This window comes from Enterobacter sp. KBR-315C3_2022, assembly GCF_041399425.1.
In the GTDB taxonomy this organism is placed as follows: Bacteria; Pseudomonadota; Gammaproteobacteria; order Enterobacterales; family Enterobacteriaceae; genus Enterobacter.
Window position 1 is genome coordinate 1 of sequence record NZ_JBGKEB010000040.1, and the last position, 20631, is coordinate 20631.

Sequence of the window (20631 nt, forward strand, 5' to 3'; positions counted from 1 at the left end):
TGTTGCACCTTTCAATCCCAGTTCCGTTTATATCCTTATAGTTCTATGGAAATTTCATTGCATCCATTTTTTTCTTTACAAATGTTGGTAAGATGAAATTCCAATATGCTGTAAATCGTCAGGGAAGAGGAGCGTCTGAAACAGGATGGTAATGAAACTGTATAAGTATTAACGACATCCTCAAAGGAATAAAACTTCATAAAGCAGCCCGCAGGCTGCTTTATCAGATTATTTACAATCATCGGAAATCTTTACCAGAACGGCTTTGAGAACGTCATCATTCTCAGAAGCAAACACAGCAATTCCCTTTACCGGTTTACCTTCTTTCAGGGAACCAGAGGTTAAAACCTCATCAACAGTATCGAGTTTATATTCTTTCTTGTCTGGAGAGTAAGCCTTTAGGCAAAGCTTTGATAAATCGACAGTATCTGCAGATAATTTTGCTAAGGAGACCTCAAAGGTTTTGGTGTATGCAGTTTTATCACCAATGGATATAGACCCCTGAGATTGTTCAGTGGCGTATACGGCGACATTACTAGGAGTATAGGCGTTTGCAGCAAAGCAAAAACCGGCCAGAGTTAGAGATGCAAAGATAGCAGAAACCTTCATATCAATTCCTTTTTGTGGGTTAGTTATCTGGATTACTGCACGTATGCAAGATGCAGCACCCTGATAATAGTATAAAAATCATACTAAACCACGCGTAAAGGTACATCAATTCCTTTCGTCGGAAATTTCGGCGGTTCCGGCGTAGAACCCCTTATTTTTAGTGGTCTTTCGGAACCTCGATAACATCATCAGCAATCCCCTGAGCCAGTCGCTCCATCCATTTCGCAAAGCGAAAATATACTGGATATTGCAGGCAGATGTAGTCCATCTGCACCTTTGATGTGCTGTCCAGTTAAACCTTACCCGGCGGGATGAAGTGTTGAAACTGGGGTGGACTTCACTGACCGCTAACTTTCGATGTTGAGCCTCTCGCTCAACCGGGCCATGAGATCGATACGTTTATGAAAAATCGCTACAACCAGTGCGGGCGCACTCCCGCGTGGCAGACAAAAAACATAATGATGTTCACAGTGTATCATCCGTAGTTCAGGAAAGAGTTCGCTCATATCCCTGAAGGAACCTCGCCCGGCAGCAAGATCTGCAATACCATGCTCCAACCTGGCAATATAGCGACGAACTTGTGCGGTCCCCCACTGTTTACGCGTGTAGCAGATGATGCCCCGTAGGTCGGCTTCCGCATCAGTGGTAAGTATATAGGCCGTCACGCACGCTCTCCACTCAGTTCGTCATCAAGAATGTCTCCGATACTCTTGGTAGAAACTTTCTCCTCCAGCCCGTTGTTTATACGGTTTCCCAGCAGCTCTTTCAGCTCCTGCCATGCCTGGTCAGCGTCTGCATCGCCGGGGAACAAACGTTCGAGTGCGTATTGCTTTATCGTTTTACCTTGCAGAGCAGCCAGTGCTTTCAGGCTCTGATGCTGCTGGTCTGTTATATCAATTGTCAGTCGGCTCACTGGCTTATCTCCTCTGGAATACACAAACCCACATTAGCACATATATATGAATGAAGGCATCAGAGCACTTCTCCATCAAACGCTCGTTTGCTGGACGGGTCAGTTTGGATATCGAAAATTATTGTACGTTAAGGTCGTTTTTTGACCTTCCTACTTTAGCTGGCCTCAGCCGACGAAACTTACCGGAAGCCGGTACCCGGTTGCTTTTTCAGATATAATCGCCTGTCAGATTGATGTGTACCCAGCCTAACGGCGTGGACCAGCGAACACTCCTCCTACAACCTCTGTTTTGAAATTGGTATAATCGGTCTGGCGAGTGCCAGCCACAGGTCTGATGACCGGTTGCCATAACACAGGAAAACCATTGTTTTCGTTGTCCTGTGACTGACACAGAGTAATACTGTTGTCGGCCTCACCACAGACCTCTGCGAGTAATCGTCTGAGAAGATGCATACTGACTGACAGAGTGACATTGCCTTTGAAGCTGCCTGTGACCGGGTCTGGTTGCCCGGAAAGTGGGGTTCTACGCCGGAACCCCAGATTTTTCCGTTATTCCAGTTGCAGCCCGGCAACCAGCGCATCCAGGTCAATATTCTCATTGCTGCTCTGGAAGGTGTAATACATAAAATAAGATTAAGCATGCTTGTTCAAAAGCGATTGTCGTTATTAAAAGGTGGGAATTGAACAGAAAACAGTTTATCCAAAGTCAGGGCGCAACCTGTAAGAACTGGAACTGGAGCTGGTCTTTCATCAGCCACGACCGTCAAATAGTGATTTTTGGTGCCTGGGACACCGAGCGCGAACAGGAGCGTGCGGTCATTCTCCGCGAAGAATGGGAGTTCAGCGCCAGGAAAAAGAGGCTTCCGGGCTATACGCAGGCTATTGAGCATCTCGGCTACCTTAATGAAGGGTATGAGCTTTACACATTCAACATGCTGCACTCACCGAAGCCTGACAATCCTGACGTGGCCGCTATTGCCGGTTTCGAACACCGCATTGAAAAACGCTATCTCCGGAAGGAAGGGAGCGTGTGGTATGCCGATACGATCGGTCATGCTTATCCTGAAGAGCTCAGCATGCCAGAACAATATATAGAAGGCGCCCGGAAGGTCGTCACCGTCAATGCCTACGAAAGAAGTGCTGAAGCCAGGAAAGCCTGTATCAGGCATCATGGTACCGTATGCAAGGGCTGCGATTTCGATTTCGAAAAAACCTACGGTGACCTGGGCAAAGACTTCATCCATGTTCATCATATCAACCCTCTAAAAGATATTGGCGAGAGCTATGAAATTGATCCGGTCAGGGATATGGTCCCTCTCTGCCCTAACTGTCACGCGATGGTGCACCGGTCAAATGAGTCCAGACCACTGGCTGTTGAAGTACTGCGCAACATAATCGACGAAGCCAAAAAACGGGCAGAAGCTACCGGCCAGCCACGACAGTCAGCTCCTACTCATAATTATTACAGCCCATAGAGGGAGCACTTACGACACTGTCTAAAATACTATCCATTGTACTTGATGTCATCTATCCAATTCTCTGGTCGTATGGGATATGACTGATTATACTAGTTTTACAAATCTGTTTTGGATGATGAGTATGAGCAAAGGACGTGAACTGGACAATCTAAAAAATTCAACTTTCTGGCTTAAATCTTTATTTTTCATTTTTTCATTAGGCATTGTTATTTTAGGTTTGTTTATGTGTTACGTATGGGGGGATAATATTTGGGTAGCAGTCTCTGGAGGAGGGATTCGCGTAGGTGGCTCTATTCCTCTTCGTATGTCTTCCATACAATATTCGAGTGGATTTGGATTTTGGAGTGGACTGATTTTATCTCTGTCGATGATGATACTTGGGTTGATATTTATTTTAGCAGGATGCATTGGCCTACTCATGGCAATAAAACTGTTTTGGGAAGTTGCTCAAGGAAAATTGAGATGGTTCCGTTAATTTTCTCTTTTGTGCATGTAGTATAAGGGGTACAAATATTACCGTTCCCAACCAGGATAAGTGGGCAGTTTGAAGCTCTTAATGGGGTCAGTTTTGATATAGAAAATTATTGTACGGTAAGCATGTTTTTTGAACAGGCTTACCTATAGCAATAGGATGTACTCCCGCGCTATACGCAGTTCCCCGTAGATTTTGTCTAATCGGATAACATAAATGCGATACGGAATACGCGATAATTTAAAAGCTAAAGCCACTGCCACTAAATCAATCCCTTACGGGTTAGCATGGTTAAATAATGCGCTAAACGTACAATAATTTCCTATATCCAAACTCACCCCTATTAGCGTGTGCTCCGGTGATTTGCACATGCGCAAATTTTTCAGCCCATAGGAGGCTAATCATCACGGCGATTACGTTCAAACCCCCTACGCCCTCTTGCTGCCCATTCAGCATTGAGTACCACGTAACGCTCCCAGCGTTCACGCAGATGTGCGAGCTTTAGCGGTAATTCTTTGGTGACAAAGGCTTCCGGTATTTCAAAGTCATCAAGATGCCCTTCCAGGTATGCATGTACGCCTTCCAATAAATCAATCAGAGTTATATTGTTACTTTGTTGCCCTTCAAGAAGCGGCCCCTGCCAGCTATGCCAGAAGGCCTGATGGCGCAGACCGCTTTCGTCATTCGCGAGCCACCACAAATCCATAAAGATTCCTCGTGCAACTTTGAACGGCTGTTCATCAAACTGTTCGATGAGAAAGAAATAACATGGGATCTTGAGCGCGTTAATACGCGCAATTTCAATTTCAGCATCACGGCGCAAGGCAATCAGATTGCTAAAGCGCGAGCGCATACAGGCGACAGGGTTCAACACCCTTACCTTTTCATTCATTTCAGGCATGCCGGGGCCGGTTGCTTCTACATAAAACGGGGCGGTATACAGGTAAAGCTTTTCCCCCAGAAAATCAGAACGGTCAAAGCCTCCGGGTCGGTCGATAATATCCACCACATTTGGCTCGTCAGGCGCATCCGGTACGGCAAATAAGCGTCCATCATCCCGTTTGATGTCGTGTGTGTCCTGATCGATAAGCATAAACTGTGCAAGGGATGGGGGCTGACCGTCTTTGTTCTCCCACGTCTTAACGTTGAGCGTTTTTGCTATAGCCGCAATATCATCTTTCCGGGCGCTGTAGTCGCAGTCAACAGAAGTTGTGAGACGCTCATCAGGTAATCTGTCGCCGTATTGTGCATGATAATAGGATATCCAGTATTGCACAGCCTGACCGCCAACTGTGATAACGGCATGTTTGAACTGGTCAGCGTTGCAGATCAGCTGCTGATTTAGCAGGTACATCTGCTCATAGGGGGGAATAACGTCTTGAACAGGCATAAAAAAACCATCAGCGAATGATGGTTTATTGTGCCTCAAAGTTCAGGATCAGGCAAAAGCTATAGTATGAGAGAATTTGCTACTGGCTGACTTACTGAAGCGGCTTTTCACGGCAGGTTTGTAACCGGCACGACCACGCAAAACCTGCACCGCTACGGCTTCGTAGCGTTCATGCTGCTTTTGTTTAGCTTGTACGGGAGACATAATTTTGTACCTGACGGTAGTTATAAACAAATAAGTTGCAGTAACTATACGTCACGAATCTACGTCACGCAATAGCGTACTATTGTTGCAACTTCGATGTACTTCCAGATTACAAAATAAGTCCTGATCTCTTAGCAAATGTGGTGGACGGAATTGCCATTCCTTCAGCGGACTGTGCCGGGGTGGATGTCAATCTGGTAACTCCGGGCTGACTGCATCGCCACGCAGGCGCATGATGGTTTGTCGTGAGGTCCCAAACTCGCGGGCAATGGCGCTGATACTGGCACCTGCTTTCAGGTGTTCAATCGCTGCCTGCCGCTGTTCCTGGTTCAGCGCCGGTGGCCGACCAAACCGTTTGCCTGCTGCTCTGGCTCTTGCAAGGCCAGAATGTGTGCGCTCAATCAGCAGGTCTTTCTCAAACTCAGCCACAGCCGAAATGACCTGCATGGTCATCTTGCCGGCAGCGCTGGTGAGGTCCACGCCTCCCAAAGCTAGACAGTGAACACGAATTCCTGACTCAGCCAGTTGTTCAACAGTCTCACGGACATCCATTGCGTTACGCCCGAGACGGTCAAGCTTGGTGACTATCAAAACATCACCGATCTCCATTCGGTCAAGAAGACGCATAAAGCCAGGCCTTTGTTTAGCAACAACAGAGCCGCTGATTTGTTCTTCAATAATCCTGTACGGTTCTATATCAAATCCTGCAGCCTTAATTTCGCGTCGTTGATTTTCAGTAGTCTGATCCACCGTTGATACCCGGCAATAAGCAAAAACTCGTGACATATGCACCTTTTGTGTCCGTAAAGGATGTACGGATTCTAACAGGTGTACGAAACATTCAAAACCATCTTTTGGACAGTTTGGCCTTTGGTGTCCGAAAGGGGTCGATTTTGTACATCTCGCTGAGGTATACTTATTCACGGAAATGAATAATTACGTTAGCGTATTTATTATTCCAGTTATCCCGAAATTTTATGAAGTCATGGCGCTATTGATATTCAATTCCCATTTTCAGAACGGTACCTAATGTCCCTGCTTTAACAGGAAAATCCGTCGCGTGATAATACACGGTAAAACCCAGACTGGCTCCTCCATTATATATAGTAATAGGTCCGTATTCCTGCGAGCCTGCTGAAGGCGAGTTCCAGGTCGGGTAATCTGATTCATCATGCATTATTCTGAAAGCCACATTTTTAGTTGTTCCTGATGTGGGCAATATGTCCGGATTCGAATCTGCAACAGGTTTTGTCAGTACGATATTTACAGCTCCACTGTTGACATCATCACAGCGAGTTAAATTTATTGTGAATGGTGTCTCGCCGTCATCCGGATGGGATGCTGTAAATACACTGGACGGTAAGGTTGGCAGTTCAACAGTCCCGTTATTTTCTCCGTTAACGTCGATTGAACAGGTGGATGAGGTTATCAACCCTTTGACATTAATATTCCCGGTATCCGCAGAATATACTGACGATGAGCCCAAGATGCCTGATATCAGTGCAACTATGATAATGTTCTTTTTCATGCGTTAGCCTATTTATAGTTAATCAGATAGGTTATCTGGGTATTTACTCGCCCCGCTTTTACTGCCGACTCTCCGTGTTTTATCATTCTGACGACTAACGGAATGGTAATTGTACTGACTCCATCCATTGGGATATCCTGGAGAGTCTCAGCGCCCAACTGGGCCGGGTAATTGTTACCGCTATCGCCTTTTGCTATCTGTACCGCCACGCCACTGGCGGAACCGACTGAGCGCTCAATATCCACAATACCGTTGGCATTATCGAGATTCCCCCGGACACCGTTGAGTGTTAGCCCCAGTTTATTGGCAGCATAAACAGGCGCCTCTCCTGCGGCATAAGAAATAGAACTGTTACCTCTCTGTGTGACATGCCAGCTTCCCTGTTTACCGGCATAACCGGTAAATCGCGGGCATCCTGTCAGCCGGATAGACGCATCTTTCCACGGCGAACCACCATTATTATTAATTTCAGTGGTTGTGTATTCACCCAGTTCTACATCAACATTTTCCGGCGTTTTACAGGAAGGCGTAGTAATAGACACCTGTCCGTTAAAATGGAACTCTGACAGTATCCCCGGGATGAAGCTGGCGTTATTTCCGGGGTTCCAGATATACTGCACGTACGGAAATCCCGTTGCCGATAATACACCAGGCTGCACATCCCCTGTTTTAACCAGAAACATCGTCATTTCTCGATCAAAAACATTAGCTCCAAGTATTACATTACCACTTTCCGTTGTAGATGAATTTATTATATTGGCTGCTTTCTGCCCATCAGCTGTAATATATCCCCCTTTGATCCAGAACTGTACACCGATACCAGGATAGCCGGAGTCAAACGTAATATTATCCCCCAGTCCTGAACCGTTCAGGACTTTTGTCTTTAGTATTGCGCTAAAGGCTTCTTTTGGTTGACCGTTACAATTAATTGAAAATGCATCGGGATATTTATCTGCCAGAACTCGGGCAGCATAAAGACGCGTACCAACCGGAATGTCCGGGGTGACCGAAAGCACCGCAGAGCCATTCAGACTTGCGGTCGTATTAAAAGAGGAGTCATTATAAATCTTACAGATCACAGTCGCCTGAGCGGAAAGTGCCGCACCACCTGAAATCAACAGGAGGCATAGCCTCATCAACAATTTCTTCATAAATAGTCCCGTATTCTGATTCAGAAAATATGCCCATCAGCGACACTGCGCGCTGAGGCGAACCATGTCACTTGATGGCCTGTCCACTTTTCCGCCGGGCAGCCCATAATTCACCGAACACTGTTGTCCGGTCCGTTCCCCCCACTTCACGATCAGCTGTCCACGTGCTTTTTCCACGCGGGCATAAATCTGCCCTGACTGGCCCACGCTGCCCACCACCGTACCGGTACTGTCAGCCACTTCCGCTCCAAACGGCACCACCTCACCACTGGCCTGTTTTGCCATAATCAGCAGCGGCGTACCCCGGCTGGTCTTGAACACAATCCGGCTGACCGCGCCTGAGTAAGGCGCCACTTTGTCGGTCGTGTTCTCCAGCTCCACGTCATACGGCAGTCCTTTCGGATCGATGGTGATTTCATTCATCTCATACGGGTTCAGGTACGGCACCGCCGCGTGCCCCCACGGGTCAATACGTATCCCGGAGTAGCCGCCCACTTTTGCCCCTTTCGCCCCTTTCGCTTCCACCACCGCAAAGGTGTCCCCGGTGTACGGCGTGGCCACAATACCGTTCTGCCAGGCGATCACCGTTCCGCTCATGCCCACCGAGGCATTCTGGTAGTGTTTACCGGCACCATAGGTCGCCGTCAGGTTGGTGTACGGCGAGTGCCATCCCCCGTTCACCGCCATGCTGCTGCCGGTACCCTGGTTGTAGTTCATCGCCGTCACGCCGTAGTTATACTGGTAGTCATCCCCGGCCGAGCCCGAGATCCCCACCTGCTCACCGGTGCGGCCGTTGCTGTTATGGTTCACGCTGGCGGTCAGTGTTGGCACATTATTCATCCGGCTGCCCAGCGGCATCGTCATGTTAAACAGCCAGGTGGTTTCCATATCCCCACCATAATTCCTCACGCGCCCCGCGCTGACGCTGTAGCTGACGCTGCCCCAGCTGTTGCTGTACCCCAGCTGGTACTGCAGGTCTGAGCCGCCGTTGTTCCAGTAGTCTTGGGTGTAACCGGTCAGGTACATCTGCCCCCGGTCCCCGGGCAGCCCCTGGTTCATCGTGACGTTAAACCGGTTTTTTGGCCGCCAGATATTCTCCGCTGACCCGCCATGGCGCTCCTCATCGAGTACGTGCATGGCGGTGGTATAGTCGTAGTAGCCGGATGTGGAGAACCGGTACGCCGCCACCGTCAGGTTACTGTCGGTGGCGGGAATAAATTTGCTGTAGCTCACCTGGTAGCTCTGCCCGCTGCTGGCCACCGTGTCCTTCTGCTCCTTCAGATGAGTCCGCGCCTGGGTGACGCTGGCGGAAAACGCCCCCACGGCGGTACTCACCGCCAGGCCACCCTGCAGGGCGTAATAATCCGCGCCACTGCCCTGTATCCCGACAAACCCGGTCAGAATATTGCTAAGCCCCCGCTGGTAGGTCGCCTGATACAGGGTCGGATTGAAGGAAATGGACGGGTCATTGAGCTTGCCGGCTACGATATCGTAGCGGTGCATCCCCGTGCGCAGCAGCTGCGTGACCGAGGCGTACGGCACCGAGAACGTCTGCACGCTGCCGTCCGCTTCCGTGACGGTCACATCGAGATTACCGCCGTAGCCCGTCGGGTATAAATCATCAATCACGAAAGCGCCGGGCGAGACGGTCGTTTCATATATCACCCGGCTGTTCTGGCGAACCGTGACGCGGGCATTGGTACGGGCGATGCCCCGGACGTCCGGGGCGTATCCCCGCTGGGACTGGGGGAGCATCCGGTCGTCGTTCACCAATTCAATGCCCTTAAAGGGCAACGTGTCAAACAGCTGGCCGCGGGTGCTCGTTTCCCCCATCCGCACCCGGCCTTTGATAGCCGGAATATCGCGCTGGACGTAATTATTCAGAGACTGGTACTGGCTGCCCCCCTTTTCCTGCCAGTTATAGTTACCGTCATGGCGGAAATACCAGGCACCTAGGTTCAGGCCGGCATTAATCCCCGCATAGGCCGAGTTGTAATCCTTTCCGTTTGAACGGGTGGTGTAGGTACTGGCGTTATAGCCGAGCATCAGGGCCGGTACGCCGCTGTCCCAGAGCTCCGGGCTGACGTACCCGCGGGCGGTGTTCTGCATCATGGCTTGGGGAACGCTGATATCCAGACGCTGGGTACCGGAATCAAAGGCGATACTGGCCTGCGGGATCAGCGCCGGCAGCGGATAACAGGCCTGCTCCTGCTTCAGTGCCTGGCTGAAGGACGGCGGCAGTTCACTATAGTTAAAATTGATTTTTTTCAGGATCGCCGGCGACAGACAGGGCTGGACGCTTTTGTCCGGCCACTCCGAAAACAGAACTGCTTCATGGGAAACCTGCTCGCCGTTCACATAGATATCCGTGGGCCAGGTCCCCGGGGTGGCCGAATCCCCGCGTTCAAAACGCTTCAGATCCACCTCTTCACCACCGGAGGTCCCCAGGAATATCGGGTCAAAGGAGATCTTATCGTCCGTTGAAGGGACCAGCCTCTCTGCCCCGGCTGCTGGCACATCCTGTGCAGCCGCCGGCAGCATAATGGCCGCCAGTACGGCCGCCGCCAGCACGGAATAATGAAAGTGACGGTTCATGGTAACATTCCTGTCTGTTTAATCGTTTTTATCACCGGGGATCACTTAAGGGTGGAATGGCCCGTTTTAACGGCACCCCAGTCGTTCACGTATTCCCAGGACACGGTGGTGCCGGCGCGTAACAGCGCCCCGTCTTTCATGCGGAAGCCGTGACTGCTGAGGGGGGAGACCATCTCACCGTCCACGGAGGTTTTACGGCTCCCCTGCGACACACTCACGGAGACCAGGGAGACAAAATACGGGGAAGGATTGGTGGCCTTCAATTCACCATTGCTGACGGACCAGCTGAGTTTCTCCGCGGCTTCCGCCGCTTTTGCCCGGTCGCTGAGGGCCGCCGGCCGGTAGAACATTTTGATCCGGGTGCGGAAAGCAACCTGAATCCGGTTCGGGGCGATATTTTTGGTCACCGGCGGAATTTCGAGCACGTTCAGCCAGTACACCGATTCCCGGTCTTCCGGCAGGGCCGGCGAGCCGGTATAGCTCAGACGCAGCGTCTGGCTTTTGTCGGGATTGATCCGGTTGATGGGCGGGGTCAGGATAAACGGCACCTGAATTTTTTCAGGCTTTGCCTCCACATCCCCCTTGTCTATCCAGCTCTGGACCAGCACGGGCCCTTTACCGGTGTTGGACAGTTTGACGGTGACTTCCCGTTCGTTGCCGGGGTAGACCACCCGGGTGCCGCTGACCACGATACTGGCCTGGCTCTGAAAGGCGGCAAACACAAGGGCAAACAGACCCGCCTTAAGGGCGGGACGGAGGGTTTTCAGAAACATAGGGCAGAGACTCCGGAAAAGCCGGGGAGAACAGGCTCCCCGGACGGCCGATCAGCGGATTACTTGTACTGTAGGTTGTAAACAACGCTGCTGGTGACGGTACCGGCCGTGGTCTGGCCATTGGCGTAGTACTCAACGGCGTACGGCAGCAGGGCAGTACCATCTGCCTTAATATCCACGTAGGTCATGTCGTTCACCTGGTCGGTGTTACCCACGTTGATGGCCTTGTAGTTGCCGGACGCATCGAGCAGCTGCAGGTCAACCATGGTGGCGTCACCGCCGACGTTTTTCAGGCGGCCGGTGGACAGATCAACGGTGTCGCCCGGCTGGAAGAACGCCGCCACCTTGGAGTGGCCGCCTTCGGTACCAATCACGCACTTGGACAGGTTCATATTGAAGGAAGTGCGGCCGGTGGTGTTACCCGGGGCGGTCAGCTGGTTGATGCTGACGGTCGGCAGGGTGACGGTGGCGTCCGCGCCCTGACCGTTCACATCAACGTCACAGGTGGTGTCGGTCAGCTCACCGTTGAAGGTGATGGTCCCGGTGGAAGCCGCGTTGGCCGCAGACATCCCCATACCCAGTGCAGCCAGCAGTGAAAGACTCACAATTGTTTTTTTCATGCTAAAAAACCTCAGTTACATTTTTATTGATACACAACTCGTCCTGAACGCAGCGCGCAGCAGAACACCACCCGCTTCTTCCGAAACGGATAAAACACACCTGAAACGGCTATTTTATTTGCCTGTTACGCGTCGAAATGGATCCCCATAGCCCATGCTTTGGCGAATAACTCCTGATTAGTAAACACATTCAGTTTTTTCATAATCCGGCGTTTGCATGCGCTGATAGAATTAACGGACCGTCCGGTATGGGAGGCGAATTCGGAAACACTCACCCCGGACATCAGCCCCGTCAGAACCCATTTTTCAAAAAACGTCAATATGGGATCGCCGGCAAACGAGACCCGGTTAACCGGTAATCCATAACGACTGGCAATAAATGCTTTTTTTATCCTGTCCCCGGCCCTTTCAGGGGGGATATTAAGATCCATAAATACCATCTGCTCGAGGCCCGGCACGCTACTCAGCACTCTTTTATGGCAATCCTTGCCAAAGACAATGGTCAGCCGGTGAGAAACAGCCTGGCGAATAAAGGGATATAATTCCTCCGCACTGTCACGGAAAAAAACCCATATATCAGGAAACTCAGTCATGCCGGTGTCAGAATGCCCGGCCTCCGGAAAATCGTGCTGAAAGAGGCCATTAATCAGCTCGAACAGCCCTTTACTGAAATATAAATCATCACAATGAATCCGTTTAAAATATTCCTTCATCCTTTCTCACCCGGCGTAAATATCAGACGTGAAGCCTCTCCCCTCAAGCAGGAAACCATACAAAACATACATGGAAATAAAAATTTTTGTTTTGGTAAGCATGCGTAAAGTTTCAACAGTACGAATAGTACTTTAAGTTATGAGATTGCCAAATTGTTTAAATCGATCGATAACACATCAATCAATAGAAATTACATATCAATCACCATTTATTGATCGAGAATACCGATCAAGCGAGGTAAGCCATATGAAATAAATGCTTATATATCAGAGTATTGATTTTTAGCGTTTGTTTTTCCAGATAACGACAGTTAACAATAAATCAACAAACAACCCACAAATGTCAACATTTAGAATTAACCTGAAGAATTCTGTTTTTTACATTATTACAACTCGTTAATTACTTATACTTAATTAACAATAAGAATTATACACTAATTAATTTTGATTAATCTTACTCAGGCAATCAGACATAAAATAAATCAGTCTGTTTTTTTAAATGAGGGGGCGTTTTGGTATCGAGAATTTTTTGCATCAAGGTATTTTTTACCTTTTCTCTTTTAGTTGATCTCAGCGTACGAAACATATATGAGGCTGTTATCTGGTTACTTTTCTGAATATAAGGGGTACAAATATTACCGTTCCCAACCAGGATAAGTGGGCAGTTTGAAGCTCTTAATGAATTGCTTAAAAGCTGTGACTGGCAGATACAACAGGAGGGGATGCCTCCCTGTCCCATCAGTGTAAACTGATGGGACAGGGAGGCTCGGGAAAGGCTTAGTGGCGGATTTGCGCTAGGTCGTCTTGCGTCAGACCGGTCATTTTCATGACGGTACTGCGGTCAATGCCGCTCTGCAGCATCGTTCGGGCAATTTTAAGGGTGGCTTCGCGCTCCCCTTTTGCAATGCCGCGCTGTTCACCGAGCTGTAAGCCTTCAGCCCTGCCCTTCTCGATGCCCTTCTCGATGCCCTTCTGTTCAAGCTGCTGTGCGATGGTCATGAGTGCGTCTCCATGTTGCGGCACACGCTGTGCCAGTTCGCGTACAAAGGCTTCGGCGTCGGACGTTTCGCCTGCCTGCACTATATAGTGTACCAGCGATATTACCTGCGATGAAGACAGATATCCGGCCAGTAAGATGGGTGCCAGCTGGTCAACCAGATCTGCCAGGTCGCGCTGGTGAATATGTTTCTGCAGTAAGGTCAGGGCAGCCATACTGCGATGACCTGAGATTTCATCATCCGGAATGACCGTAACGTCAACCAGCGGAAAGGCGCTGCTATAGAGTTTGCCTGCCAGCGCCGGATCGTCAAACTCATCCAGCCACCGGGTGGAATACGGATACGGGCTGCGCTTACCCGTATAGAACAGCACAGGTATCACAAGCGGCAGCTTTTTATGGCCAGCCTCCAGGTGGCGCTGCATGGCGGCCACAGCATAGCGTATCAGGCGGAAAGCCATATGTTTGTCAGGCGTTGACTGGTGCTCGACCAGGACATGAATGTATCCGTCGCCGGCTGTAGTTTTCAGGCTGTAGAGGACGTCGCTGAAATACTGGCGGAGATCATCCTCAACAAACGAGCCTGATTCCAGCTTCAGTGTGCTTAGGTTGCAGACTGCACGCAGTTCTGCGGGCAGGTGGAGTTCCATGAAATCCCTGGCAACATCCGGTTGCGTCAGGAACTGCCTGAACGTGGCATCGTGTGGAGTGGGTGTGCTGTTTTTCTTCTTCATCAGCTCTGGCTCTGAAAAATGACCCGGAGATGATATCACAGCCCGAAAAAGCTAATATTGGCGGAGAAAGGAATTGTTACTCCTTCAGGGGACTGTTCCGGGGTGGTTCGGTCGCCTCCCCATCTATTCTTTTTACTCCGGGCTGATTGCATCGTCACGCAGGAGCATGATGGTTTGCCTTGAGGTGCCGAAGTCGCGGGCAACAGAGCTGATACTGGCACCTGCGTTAAGCTGTTCAGGCGCTGCCTGCTGCTGTTCCTGGTTCAGCGCCGGTGGCCGACTAAATATTTTGCCGTTACTTCCTGACTTCAAAAAGTTCCGCAACCGTCGGACGGTCATCAAAAAGCTTTTTGTAAATCTCCATCGTTCGGTTATAGCTTTCATCAAAAATATCCCATGCATCCTTAACAAGGTTAGCTGATGCTCCCCATGTAACTTTACTGGCCTGCACCTGGTTTCTTTTACTTGCATTGTTAATATAAGAATACTGCTCCCGGACTGCCTGGTACTGGCTGTGAAGATGAAAATCTTCCCGGAGACGTTCTTCCAGTCTTTCGGCGGTTTTCAATGTGGAACGGTACGCGTTCTCCAGTTCAACAAGTTGTTTCTCATAGCGCGCCGAACCTGCCAGCCCGAACGTGGCAAGGCGTCGAAACTGAAGCCTGATGCTTTCCGTCTTTTTATTAAGCTTTTCAAAAGCTGTCTCCAGCTGTGAAAATTCAAGCTGGCGATTATACCGGGGCTGGCCTCCCTGATGCAGGGTATTACTTGTCTGGTCAAGCCGCATAAGACAACCATACATCGACTCCCAGTCCTCCAGAGGCAGTATAAGCTCGTTCACCAGCGTAATGGCTTCCCTGTATCCTTCCTGCATGGTTAGCTGCGGCAACCATTTGCGTGCTGTCAGAAAAGCGCCCACAGCGGCAGTGGCCATCACCCCGTTAAATATCATTGAAAGCCAGGCTGCTGTATCGCTGTTCTTTACCGCCTGTCCGGAGACTGTTGCCAGCAGTATTGCGAAAGTTACTAATACTGCAATCGTTTTCAGCAGGCGTTCCACTCTATTCGACTTCATCCATTTTCCCTTTACAGACCCTGATTACTGTCATCTTTGATACGCCAGCGAGGCGAGCTGTTTCACGCAATGATTTTCCGTGGGCCAGACGCAGAGTGCGAATCAGTTCGTGTTTCTGCGCATCGGCCACCCTGCCCTGGTATTTTCCTTCAGCTTTCGCCTTCCCGATCCCTTCTGACTGTCGACGTCTACGGTCTTCGTAATCTTTTCGGGCAATAGCGGCGAGCATATCCAGCATCATGCCATTCACGGCCTTTAGCATGCTCCGGGTAAACTCATCACTTACTGTGCTGGATAGGGCCAGATGGCTGGTAGGTAGATCAAGACTGACAACAGATAAACCTTTATCGGCTATCTCTTTTCTAAGAATCTCCCAGCCAGCATCATTTAGGCGGGACAGTCGATCCACTTGTTCGATCAAAATGACGTCCCCTGGTTCCATATCTGAAAGCATACGGGTTAACTCAGCACGATTAAGAGATGCACCTGAAGCATTTTCTACATACCAGCCTGCAATTCGATGCCCATGAACCGCTGCGAATTCTTTTAGCCTGTTTTTTGAACGAAGCGCGTCTTGCTCAGCAGTTGAAGCTCGAAGATATGCGTAGATGTACATTATTTGAACCCATGGTCTAGTATGAATGGTCTAATATATGGTGGTAACTTTATGTTGGTATCATATTGAATGTTCTATATCAATTGGAGTGGTCAACTTTGGGGATACCCAATTGTTACAACCTGACGCGCCCGATGGGCTTGTCCAACCACTCCCCTGTTCAGAAACGAGTTCTGAACAGACTCACGGTTTGCGCTGCTGGTCAACAAAATTAAACACGATCACCAGGAATATTTAAGGGGTATTAAAAAGGCCGCTGGCGCGGCCTGACAGTAAAGTTAAATCAGGGATGTATTATTTTGAAGTTCGCGGTTTGCGTGGAGCTATCTGGGAGATTCGTCCAGGTGTTACATTATGAGCTGAAGCAACAACTTTTGTAGGAATGCCGCCGCCCACAGCTGCTTTAATAGACTGATTACGCATTTCCATCACCCCCCTTTCTAGAGCGGCAATATCTTTAGCCTGGGCATCCACAATTTTTTCAAGTCGATCGAGACGTGTATCGTGCTGAGCGATTTCACTCGCCTGTTCTTCAAGTGCGGCTTGAATTGCACTTAAAGCTTTTTTTGTCTGTTTTCCCATCTATGACCCCTTCATCGCTGTGCTTAATGAGCTTTTTAATTTAGTAAGTTAAATTTATCGCGTCAATGAAAATTTAATCAATTAAATCTAATTATTGATAATTCATGCGAAATGGCGCGAAGTGATGTGAAAAAATACCGCATACGTACAACAATTTATCGACATTGCAAAATATGTTGTGCGTTTTTTGTTTGTGTGTACAATGTGATTGAACTTTATACGCATTTCATGGGCAGGGAATCTATCTCAGGGGAAAATTATGAAACGAGATTACGGTAGTGTCGGTACCATAGCGCTCAGAGCAAGTGCTCTACTTCAGGCCATGAGCCGGGATATTGAGGAGCAAAGAAAGGAATTTAATCTGACAGAGTATCATCAAACATATACTCGTAATGCGGTCGCAAAATTGCCGAAGCTGAGCCGACGCATCGTAGAACTGGCCGTTAAAGAAATGGAAGAAAGCGGCTATGAATTTAATAAAAAGCAGGTTGGCAACGTCGAGCAATATGCATTAACAATTCAGAACGTTATTGATATTTACGCCCACCGGCATATACCTAAATATCGTGATATTCATAAAGAACCTTACGTAATTTTTGTCGTCAACCTAAAAGGTGGCGTCTCAAAAACCGTCAGTACAGTAACGCTTGCACACGCGTTACGTGTACATCAGGACTTGCTCCGCCATGATCTTCGTATCCTGGTTATAGATCTTGATCCTCAGGCATCTAGTACCATGTTCTTGGACCACACTCATAGCATTGGTACTGTTCTCGAAACCGCCGCTCAGGCAATGCTGAACGATCTCGATGCAGAAACATTGCGAGAAGCGGTTATTCGGCCCACCATTATTCCTGGTGTTGATGTGATCCCTGCATCAATTGATGACGGCTTCGTGGCGAGCCAGTGGGAGTCTTTGGTTGCTGAACATTTACCTGGCCTTAAGCCTTCTGAAGTACTCAGGAAAAAAATCATTGACCGTATCGCAGGTGATTATGATTTTGTGTTCATTGATACTGGCCCTCATCTTGATCCGTTCCTTCTGAATGGTCTGGCTGCGAGTGATTTGCTACTAACCCCTACCCCCCCGGCACAGGTTGATTTCCATTCAACCCTCAAATACTTAACACGTTTGCCTGAAATGCTCGAACGTCTTGAAGAGGAAGGTGTAGAGCCGCGCCTGAGTGCAAGTATTGGATTTATGTCAAAAATGACCAGTAAGCGCGATCATGAGACGTCCCATAGTCTGGCTCGTGAGGTGTATGCAAGTAATATTCTGGACTCGTCACTTCCACGGTTAGACGGATTCGAACGATGCGGTGAATCTTTTGACACCATCATTAGTGCTAATCCTGTTTCGTACCCAGGAAGTGCAGAAGCACTGAAAAAAGCACGTACCGAAGCGGAACGTTTTACTAAAGCCGTTTTTGATCGCATTGAATACATCCGGGGAGCGTCCAAATGAAAAAGGTCTTAGCTCGAGGAAGAGTTCTTGGTAATAGCAATTCAGAGTTCGCCCGTATGCTGGAAAGTGACGGAGATGTCAAAACCTTTACACTTAAATCAGGTAAGCAGGCCAAATTTGTCAAAACGGTAGTGTTAAGCGGAGAGATTGAATCAAAGACGTACATTGATGCTACGGTTAATGGGCGCGATCAGACTATGCTTTCGCGCGAGTCAGTTACTGACATCTCCCGCACGATTAAACTTCAACAATTCTTTCCGGCTATTGGTCGGGAAGTAAATGGACGAATTGAAATATTAGACGGTACCCGCAGACGGGCTGCTTGCATCTATAACAACGTAAAATTCGAGATTCTGGTAACAAAAGACGATATTGATCTTGCAGACGCAAGGCAGCTTGCCAAAGACATACAGACTGCAAGAGAGCATAGTCTGCGCGAGCTGGGAAAACGGCTGGAAGTTACCTATGGAACCAGTATGACTAAAGAAGAGATCGCTCTGGCTGAAAATATCTCTTCTGCTAAAGTTACACGAGCATTTCAGGCGGCATCAGTTCCGGACGAAATGATATCTGTGTTTCCTGTAATAAATGATATTTCGCTGTCGGATTATCAATTTCTGTTGAAACTGTCTGAAGAAGCAAACTACAAAAAAACGTCAGTGAAGGAGTTGATGGATAAAGTGCGGCAACAGTTGATGGCTCTGCCTGATTATCCAGCAATTGATAAAAGTAAAATCCTGTCAGTCTTTCGGGCAGAGAGTAAAGCTCTTATAGACCGGCCTGCAAAAACCATTGAAACTGAGAAGTTGAGAGAGTTTGCTGATCGCAACCAGTTTGCAAGGAAGAAAACTGACTCGAAGAAGCGGCTTGTTGTTTATGAATTCTCACGTATATCTAATGAAGTGCAGTCAGAGATTGATGAGGCTATTAAGCGTATTCTTGAAAAACTGCCTTCATCGGTGTGATAACAAGAGTAAAAAAGGATGCCAGTTGGCATCTTTTTTTTACTATTTTCACCATGGTTTTTTGATGGTTAATCTATTGATTATAAAGTTTTTTTCTAAATTCTTTCATAGTGAAATCACCACGTAGTCCCATGTTTTTTGCATCGTCATAGTTTAGCTATTGGCAATTCAGACCAACGAGTCGTATATGCCGGAGAAAGCATCTCCCGCTTCATTTGCCACTCAGGTGCAATCCCCCTTCCGGCAAACCACACTTTCCCCAGTCCTGAATGGTTGATCCCGTCCAGAACTTTCATCAGCTGCTCGCTGTTGCTGTGTGGCTGCGCAGTATCGAACAGGTTCAGCTGCGACACGCCCGTCGGCGTAAAGTCATTCAGCATACATCCAGCTTTGGCGTACCGGTGGCCGTCCTGCCAGATACGCTCCAGCGCCCTGACGGCTGCATTGATAATGTCTCGCGTATCCTGCGTGGGCGTCTGCAGCTTTTCGCTGGCCAGATTGCCGTAGTAGGGTTCGTTCACGGCAAACGGGGATGTTTTTACGAACACGGAGATGTGCCTGCAGTACTGCTTCTCACCGCGTAATTTCTCGGCTGCACGCTCTGCGTGCTGACAGACAGCCTGTCGCATCGACTCATAGGTTGTGACGCGTTCGCCAAAGGAACGGCTGCAGACGATCTGCTGCTTTGCTGGCGGAGCCTCCTCGAGGGAGATGCAGGCCTCTCCGTTGAGCTCCCGGACCGTTCTCTCCAGAACAATATTGAAGTTTTTCCTGATAAAGGCCGGATTCGCACGCGCCAGCTGCAGGGCCGTCGTGATACCCATCGCGTTGAGCGTTTTCGAGATCCGCCTGCCAACCCCCCATATTTCCTCAACCGGCTGCAGGGACAGGAGTTTTTCTGTTCTCTTTGGATTGCCTCGAGTAAGAGCCAGGACGCCACCAAACTGTGACCACTCCTTGGATGCCCACTGCGCCGATTTTGCCAGCGTCTTCGTAGGTCCCATTCCAACACCAATAGTCAGGCCTGTCCCGCTTCGTACGTGCGCGCGCAGCTGGCGCCCGAAATCCTCAAAATCCATGCAGCCATCGATCCCCCGGATATCCAGAAACATCTCGTCGATACTGTACTGTTCAACGTGCGGCGCCAGCTCCTCAAGATGCGCCATTACCCTGTTTGACATAGAAGCGTACAGGGCGTAGTTGCTGGAGAACGCGATGACCGGCTCGGGGAACTGCGCATCTTTTAGCTGAAACCAGGGCACGCCCATTTTGATGCCGAGCTGCTTTGCTTCCTTCGAACGTGCGATGACGCAGCCGTCGTTGTTACTGAGCACAACAACGGGTTTGTTCCGAAGGTCAGGCCGGAACACCTTCTCGCAGCTGGCGTAAAAGGAGTTCACGTCCGCGAGCGCAAACATCAGCTTGATCCCCGGGTTTTGTGAATAAACGCCGTGACGACGCCGAATAGCTGTAGTTCCTCAGGATAAAGCGTGGGGTAGGCGGGATTCATCGGCAGCAGGGCGATGCGTGGCTTCAGCTGCAGACGCTTGACGGTAAACTCCCCTCCTGTCTCAGCGATAACAATATCCCCCTGCACAGGCGTTTCCGCCTTGTCGACCACCATCAGGTCGCCGGAGTGAAGGCCCATATCCTTCATTGAATCACCAATGGCCCGGACAAAGTAGGTCGCGCTGGGGCGGCTGATGCAGTAGGCATTCAGATCGAGTTCATCTTCCGTATAGTCGGCAGCC

Annotated in this window: 22 protein-coding genes; 4 read left to right on the forward strand and 18 right to left on the reverse strand. The window is 49.3% G+C overall.

What is annotated here, in order from left to right; genetic code table 11:
- Positions 1–228 precede the first annotated feature (228 nt).
- The 3 genes from AB8804_RS22565 to AB8804_RS22575 form a co-directional block, all read right to left on the reverse strand.
- Positions 229–609 (reverse strand): DUF4354 family protein, encoded by a 381-nt coding sequence (locus tag AB8804_RS22565; RefSeq protein ID WP_371190157.1) that lies wholly within the window; start codon positions 607–609, stop codon positions 229–231.
- A gap of 347 nt (positions 610–956) precedes the next feature.
- Entirely contained in the window at positions 957–1274 is a 318-nt protein-coding gene (locus tag AB8804_RS22570) for a type II toxin-antitoxin system RelE/ParE family toxin (RefSeq protein WP_371190158.1), read from the reverse strand.
- A complete protein-coding gene (locus AB8804_RS22575) occupies positions 1271–1522 on the reverse strand; it encodes an antitoxin (protein ID WP_371190159.1) in 252 nt (83 codons plus the stop codon). The genes AB8804_RS22570 and AB8804_RS22575 overlap by 4 nt, the downstream gene beginning before the upstream one ends.
- A gap of 680 nt (positions 1523–2202) precedes the next feature.
- Here AB8804_RS22575 and AB8804_RS22580 point away from each other — a divergent pair.
- Positions 2203–2997 carry an HNH endonuclease gene (locus AB8804_RS22580; RefSeq protein ID WP_371190160.1) on the forward strand — a complete coding sequence of 265 codons (795 nt, stop codon included), beginning with the start codon at positions 2203–2205 and terminating at the stop codon, positions 2995–2997.
- A 124-nt stretch (positions 2998–3121) separates the two neighbouring features.
- Positions 3122–3475, forward strand: a complete 354-nt coding sequence (locus AB8804_RS22585) for a hypothetical protein (RefSeq protein ID WP_371190161.1) — start codon at positions 3122–3124, stop codon at positions 3473–3475.
- Between the two features lie 394 nt (positions 3476–3869).
- On the opposite strand, the gene AB8804_RS22590 is transcribed toward AB8804_RS22585, so the two are convergent.
- From AB8804_RS22590 to AB8804_RS22650, 13 genes are all read right to left on the reverse strand, one after another.
- Positions 3870–4862, reverse strand: a complete 993-nt coding sequence (locus AB8804_RS22590; RefSeq protein ID WP_371190162.1) for a hypothetical protein — start codon at positions 4860–4862, stop codon at positions 3870–3872.
- Positions 4863–5255: 393 nt separating this feature from the next.
- On the reverse strand, positions 5256–5852 hold the full coding sequence (locus AB8804_RS22595; RefSeq protein ID WP_371190163.1) for a recombinase family protein: 597 nt from the start codon (positions 5850–5852) through the stop codon (positions 5256–5258).
- 205 nt (positions 5853–6057) lie between these two features.
- Positions 6058–6594 carry a fimbrial protein gene (locus AB8804_RS22600; protein ID WP_371190164.1) on the reverse strand — a complete coding sequence of 179 codons (537 nt, stop codon included), beginning with the start codon at positions 6592–6594 and terminating at the stop codon, positions 6058–6060.
- Between the two features lie 8 nt (positions 6595–6602).
- On the reverse strand, positions 6603–7745 hold the full coding sequence (locus AB8804_RS22605) for a fimbrial protein (protein ID WP_371190166.1): 1143 nt from the start codon (positions 7743–7745) through the stop codon (positions 6603–6605).
- Between the two features lie 36 nt (positions 7746–7781).
- Positions 7782–10340: a fimbria/pilus outer membrane usher protein gene (locus AB8804_RS22610; RefSeq protein ID WP_371190167.1), complete on the reverse strand. Its 2559-nt coding sequence runs from the start codon at positions 10338–10340 to the stop codon at positions 7782–7784.
- Between the two features lie 41 nt (positions 10341–10381).
- Positions 10382–11113, reverse strand: coding sequence for a molecular chaperone (locus AB8804_RS22615; protein WP_371190168.1), 732 nt, complete (start codon positions 11111–11113; stop codon positions 10382–10384).
- 59 nt (positions 11114–11172) lie between these two features.
- Complete coding sequence (locus tag AB8804_RS22620) at positions 11173–11733, reverse strand: fimbrial protein (protein ID WP_371190169.1); 561 nt, start codon at positions 11731–11733, stop codon at positions 11173–11175.
- A gap of 125 nt (positions 11734–11858) precedes the next feature.
- Complete coding sequence (locus AB8804_RS22625) at positions 11859–12446, reverse strand: helix-turn-helix transcriptional regulator (protein ID WP_371190170.1); 588 nt, start codon at positions 12444–12446, stop codon at positions 11859–11861.
- Positions 12447–13223: 777 nt separating this feature from the next.
- Positions 13224–14177, reverse strand: coding sequence for an Rpn family recombination-promoting nuclease/putative transposase (locus tag AB8804_RS22630; RefSeq protein ID WP_371190171.1), 954 nt, complete (start codon positions 14175–14177; stop codon positions 13224–13226).
- 132 nt (positions 14178–14309) lie between these two features.
- Complete coding sequence (locus AB8804_RS22635; RefSeq protein WP_371190172.1) at positions 14310–14489, reverse strand: helix-turn-helix domain-containing protein; 180 nt, start codon at positions 14487–14489, stop codon at positions 14310–14312.
- Positions 14473–15252, reverse strand: a complete 780-nt coding sequence (locus tag AB8804_RS22640; RefSeq protein WP_371190173.1) for a hypothetical protein — start codon at positions 15250–15252, stop codon at positions 14473–14475. The genes AB8804_RS22635 and AB8804_RS22640 overlap by 17 nt, the downstream gene beginning before the upstream one ends.
- On the reverse strand, positions 15239–15868 hold the full coding sequence (locus tag AB8804_RS22645; RefSeq protein WP_371190174.1) for a recombinase family protein: 630 nt from the start codon (positions 15866–15868) through the stop codon (positions 15239–15241). The genes AB8804_RS22640 and AB8804_RS22645 overlap by 14 nt, the downstream gene beginning before the upstream one ends.
- Positions 15869–16162: 294 nt before the next feature.
- A complete protein-coding gene (locus AB8804_RS22650; protein ID WP_371190175.1) occupies positions 16163–16450 on the reverse strand; it encodes a hypothetical protein in 288 nt (95 codons plus the stop codon).
- Positions 16451–16709: 259 nt separating this feature from the next.
- On the opposite strand from AB8804_RS22650, the gene AB8804_RS22655 reads away from it, so the two are divergent.
- Entirely contained in the window at positions 16710–17915 is a 1206-nt protein-coding gene (locus tag AB8804_RS22655; protein WP_371190176.1) for an AAA family ATPase, read from the forward strand.
- Entirely contained in the window at positions 17912–18880 is a 969-nt protein-coding gene (locus AB8804_RS22660) for a ParB family protein (protein WP_371190177.1), read from the forward strand. Before AB8804_RS22655 ends, AB8804_RS22660 begins: the two co-directional genes overlap by 4 nt.
- 146 nt (positions 18881–19026) lie before the next feature.
- Here the strand turns inward: AB8804_RS22660 and AB8804_RS22665 are convergent, their stop codons facing one another.
- On the reverse strand, positions 19027–20298 hold the full coding sequence (locus AB8804_RS22665) for a Y-family DNA polymerase (RefSeq protein ID WP_371190178.1): 1272 nt from the start codon (positions 20296–20298) through the stop codon (positions 19027–19029).
- Positions 20298–20631 (reverse strand): translesion error-prone DNA polymerase V autoproteolytic subunit (umuD, locus tag AB8804_RS22670; RefSeq protein ID WP_371190179.1); only part of this gene is annotated, 334 nt, incomplete at its 5' end. The genes umuD and AB8804_RS22665, both read right to left, overlap by 1 nt.

What these genes read in the sequence shown, in the direction of transcription:
- AB8804_RS22585 (WP_371190161.1), top strand. Translation starts at nt 3,122, where the DNA reads ATGAGCAAAGGACGTGAACTGGACAATCTAAAAAATTCAACTTTCTGG.
- AB8804_RS22655 (WP_371190176.1), top strand. Translation starts at nt 16,710, where the DNA reads ATGAAACGAGATTACGGTAGTGTCGGTACCATAGCGCTCAGAGCAAGT.
- AB8804_RS22590 (WP_371190162.1), bottom strand. Translation starts at nt 4,862, where the DNA reads ATGCCTGTTCAAGACGTTATTCCCCCCTATGAGCAGATGTACCTGCTA.
- AB8804_RS22595 (WP_371190163.1), bottom strand. Translation starts at nt 5,852, where the DNA reads ATGTCACGAGTTTTTGCTTATTGCCGGGTATCAACGGTGGATCAGACT.
- AB8804_RS22640 (WP_371190173.1), bottom strand. Translation starts at nt 15,252, where the DNA reads ATGAAGTCGAATAGAGTGGAACGCCTGCTGAAAACGATTGCAGTATTA.
- AB8804_RS22615 (WP_371190168.1), bottom strand. Translation starts at nt 11,113, where the DNA reads ATGTTTCTGAAAACCCTCCGTCCCGCCCTTAAGGCGGGTCTGTTTGCC.
- AB8804_RS22660 (WP_371190177.1), top strand. Translation starts at nt 17,912, where the DNA reads ATGAAAAAGGTCTTAGCTCGAGGAAGAGTTCTTGGTAATAGCAATTCA.
- AB8804_RS22605 (WP_371190166.1), bottom strand. Translation starts at nt 7,745, where the DNA reads ATGAAGAAATTGTTGATGAGGCTATGCCTCCTGTTGATTTCAGGTGGT.
- AB8804_RS22650 (WP_371190175.1), bottom strand. Translation starts at nt 16,450, where the DNA reads ATGGGAAAACAGACAAAAAAAGCTTTAAGTGCAATTCAAGCCGCACTT.
- AB8804_RS22620 (WP_371190169.1), bottom strand. Translation starts at nt 11,733, where the DNA reads ATGAAAAAAACAATTGTGAGTCTTTCACTGCTGGCTGCACTGGGTATG.
- AB8804_RS22600 (WP_371190164.1), bottom strand. Translation starts at nt 6,594, where the DNA reads ATGAAAAAGAACATTATCATAGTTGCACTGATATCAGGCATCTTGGGC.
- AB8804_RS22565 (WP_371190157.1), bottom strand. Translation starts at nt 609, where the DNA reads ATGAAGGTTTCTGCTATCTTTGCATCTCTAACTCTGGCCGGTTTTTGC.
- AB8804_RS22645 (WP_371190174.1), bottom strand. Translation starts at nt 15,868, where the DNA reads ATGTACATCTACGCATATCTTCGAGCTTCAACTGCTGAGCAAGACGCG.
- AB8804_RS22630 (WP_371190171.1), bottom strand. Translation starts at nt 14,177, where the DNA reads ATGAAGAAGAAAAACAGCACACCCACTCCACACGATGCCACGTTCAGG.
- AB8804_RS22625 (WP_371190170.1), bottom strand. Translation starts at nt 12,446, where the DNA reads ATGAAGGAATATTTTAAACGGATTCATTGTGATGATTTATATTTCAGT.
- AB8804_RS22665 (WP_371190178.1), bottom strand. Translation starts at nt 20,298, where the DNA reads ATGTTTGCGCTCGCGGACGTGAACTCCTTTTACGCCAGCTGCGAGAAG.
- AB8804_RS22610 (WP_371190167.1), bottom strand. Translation starts at nt 10,340, where the DNA reads ATGAACCGTCACTTTCATTATTCCGTGCTGGCGGCGGCCGTACTGGCG.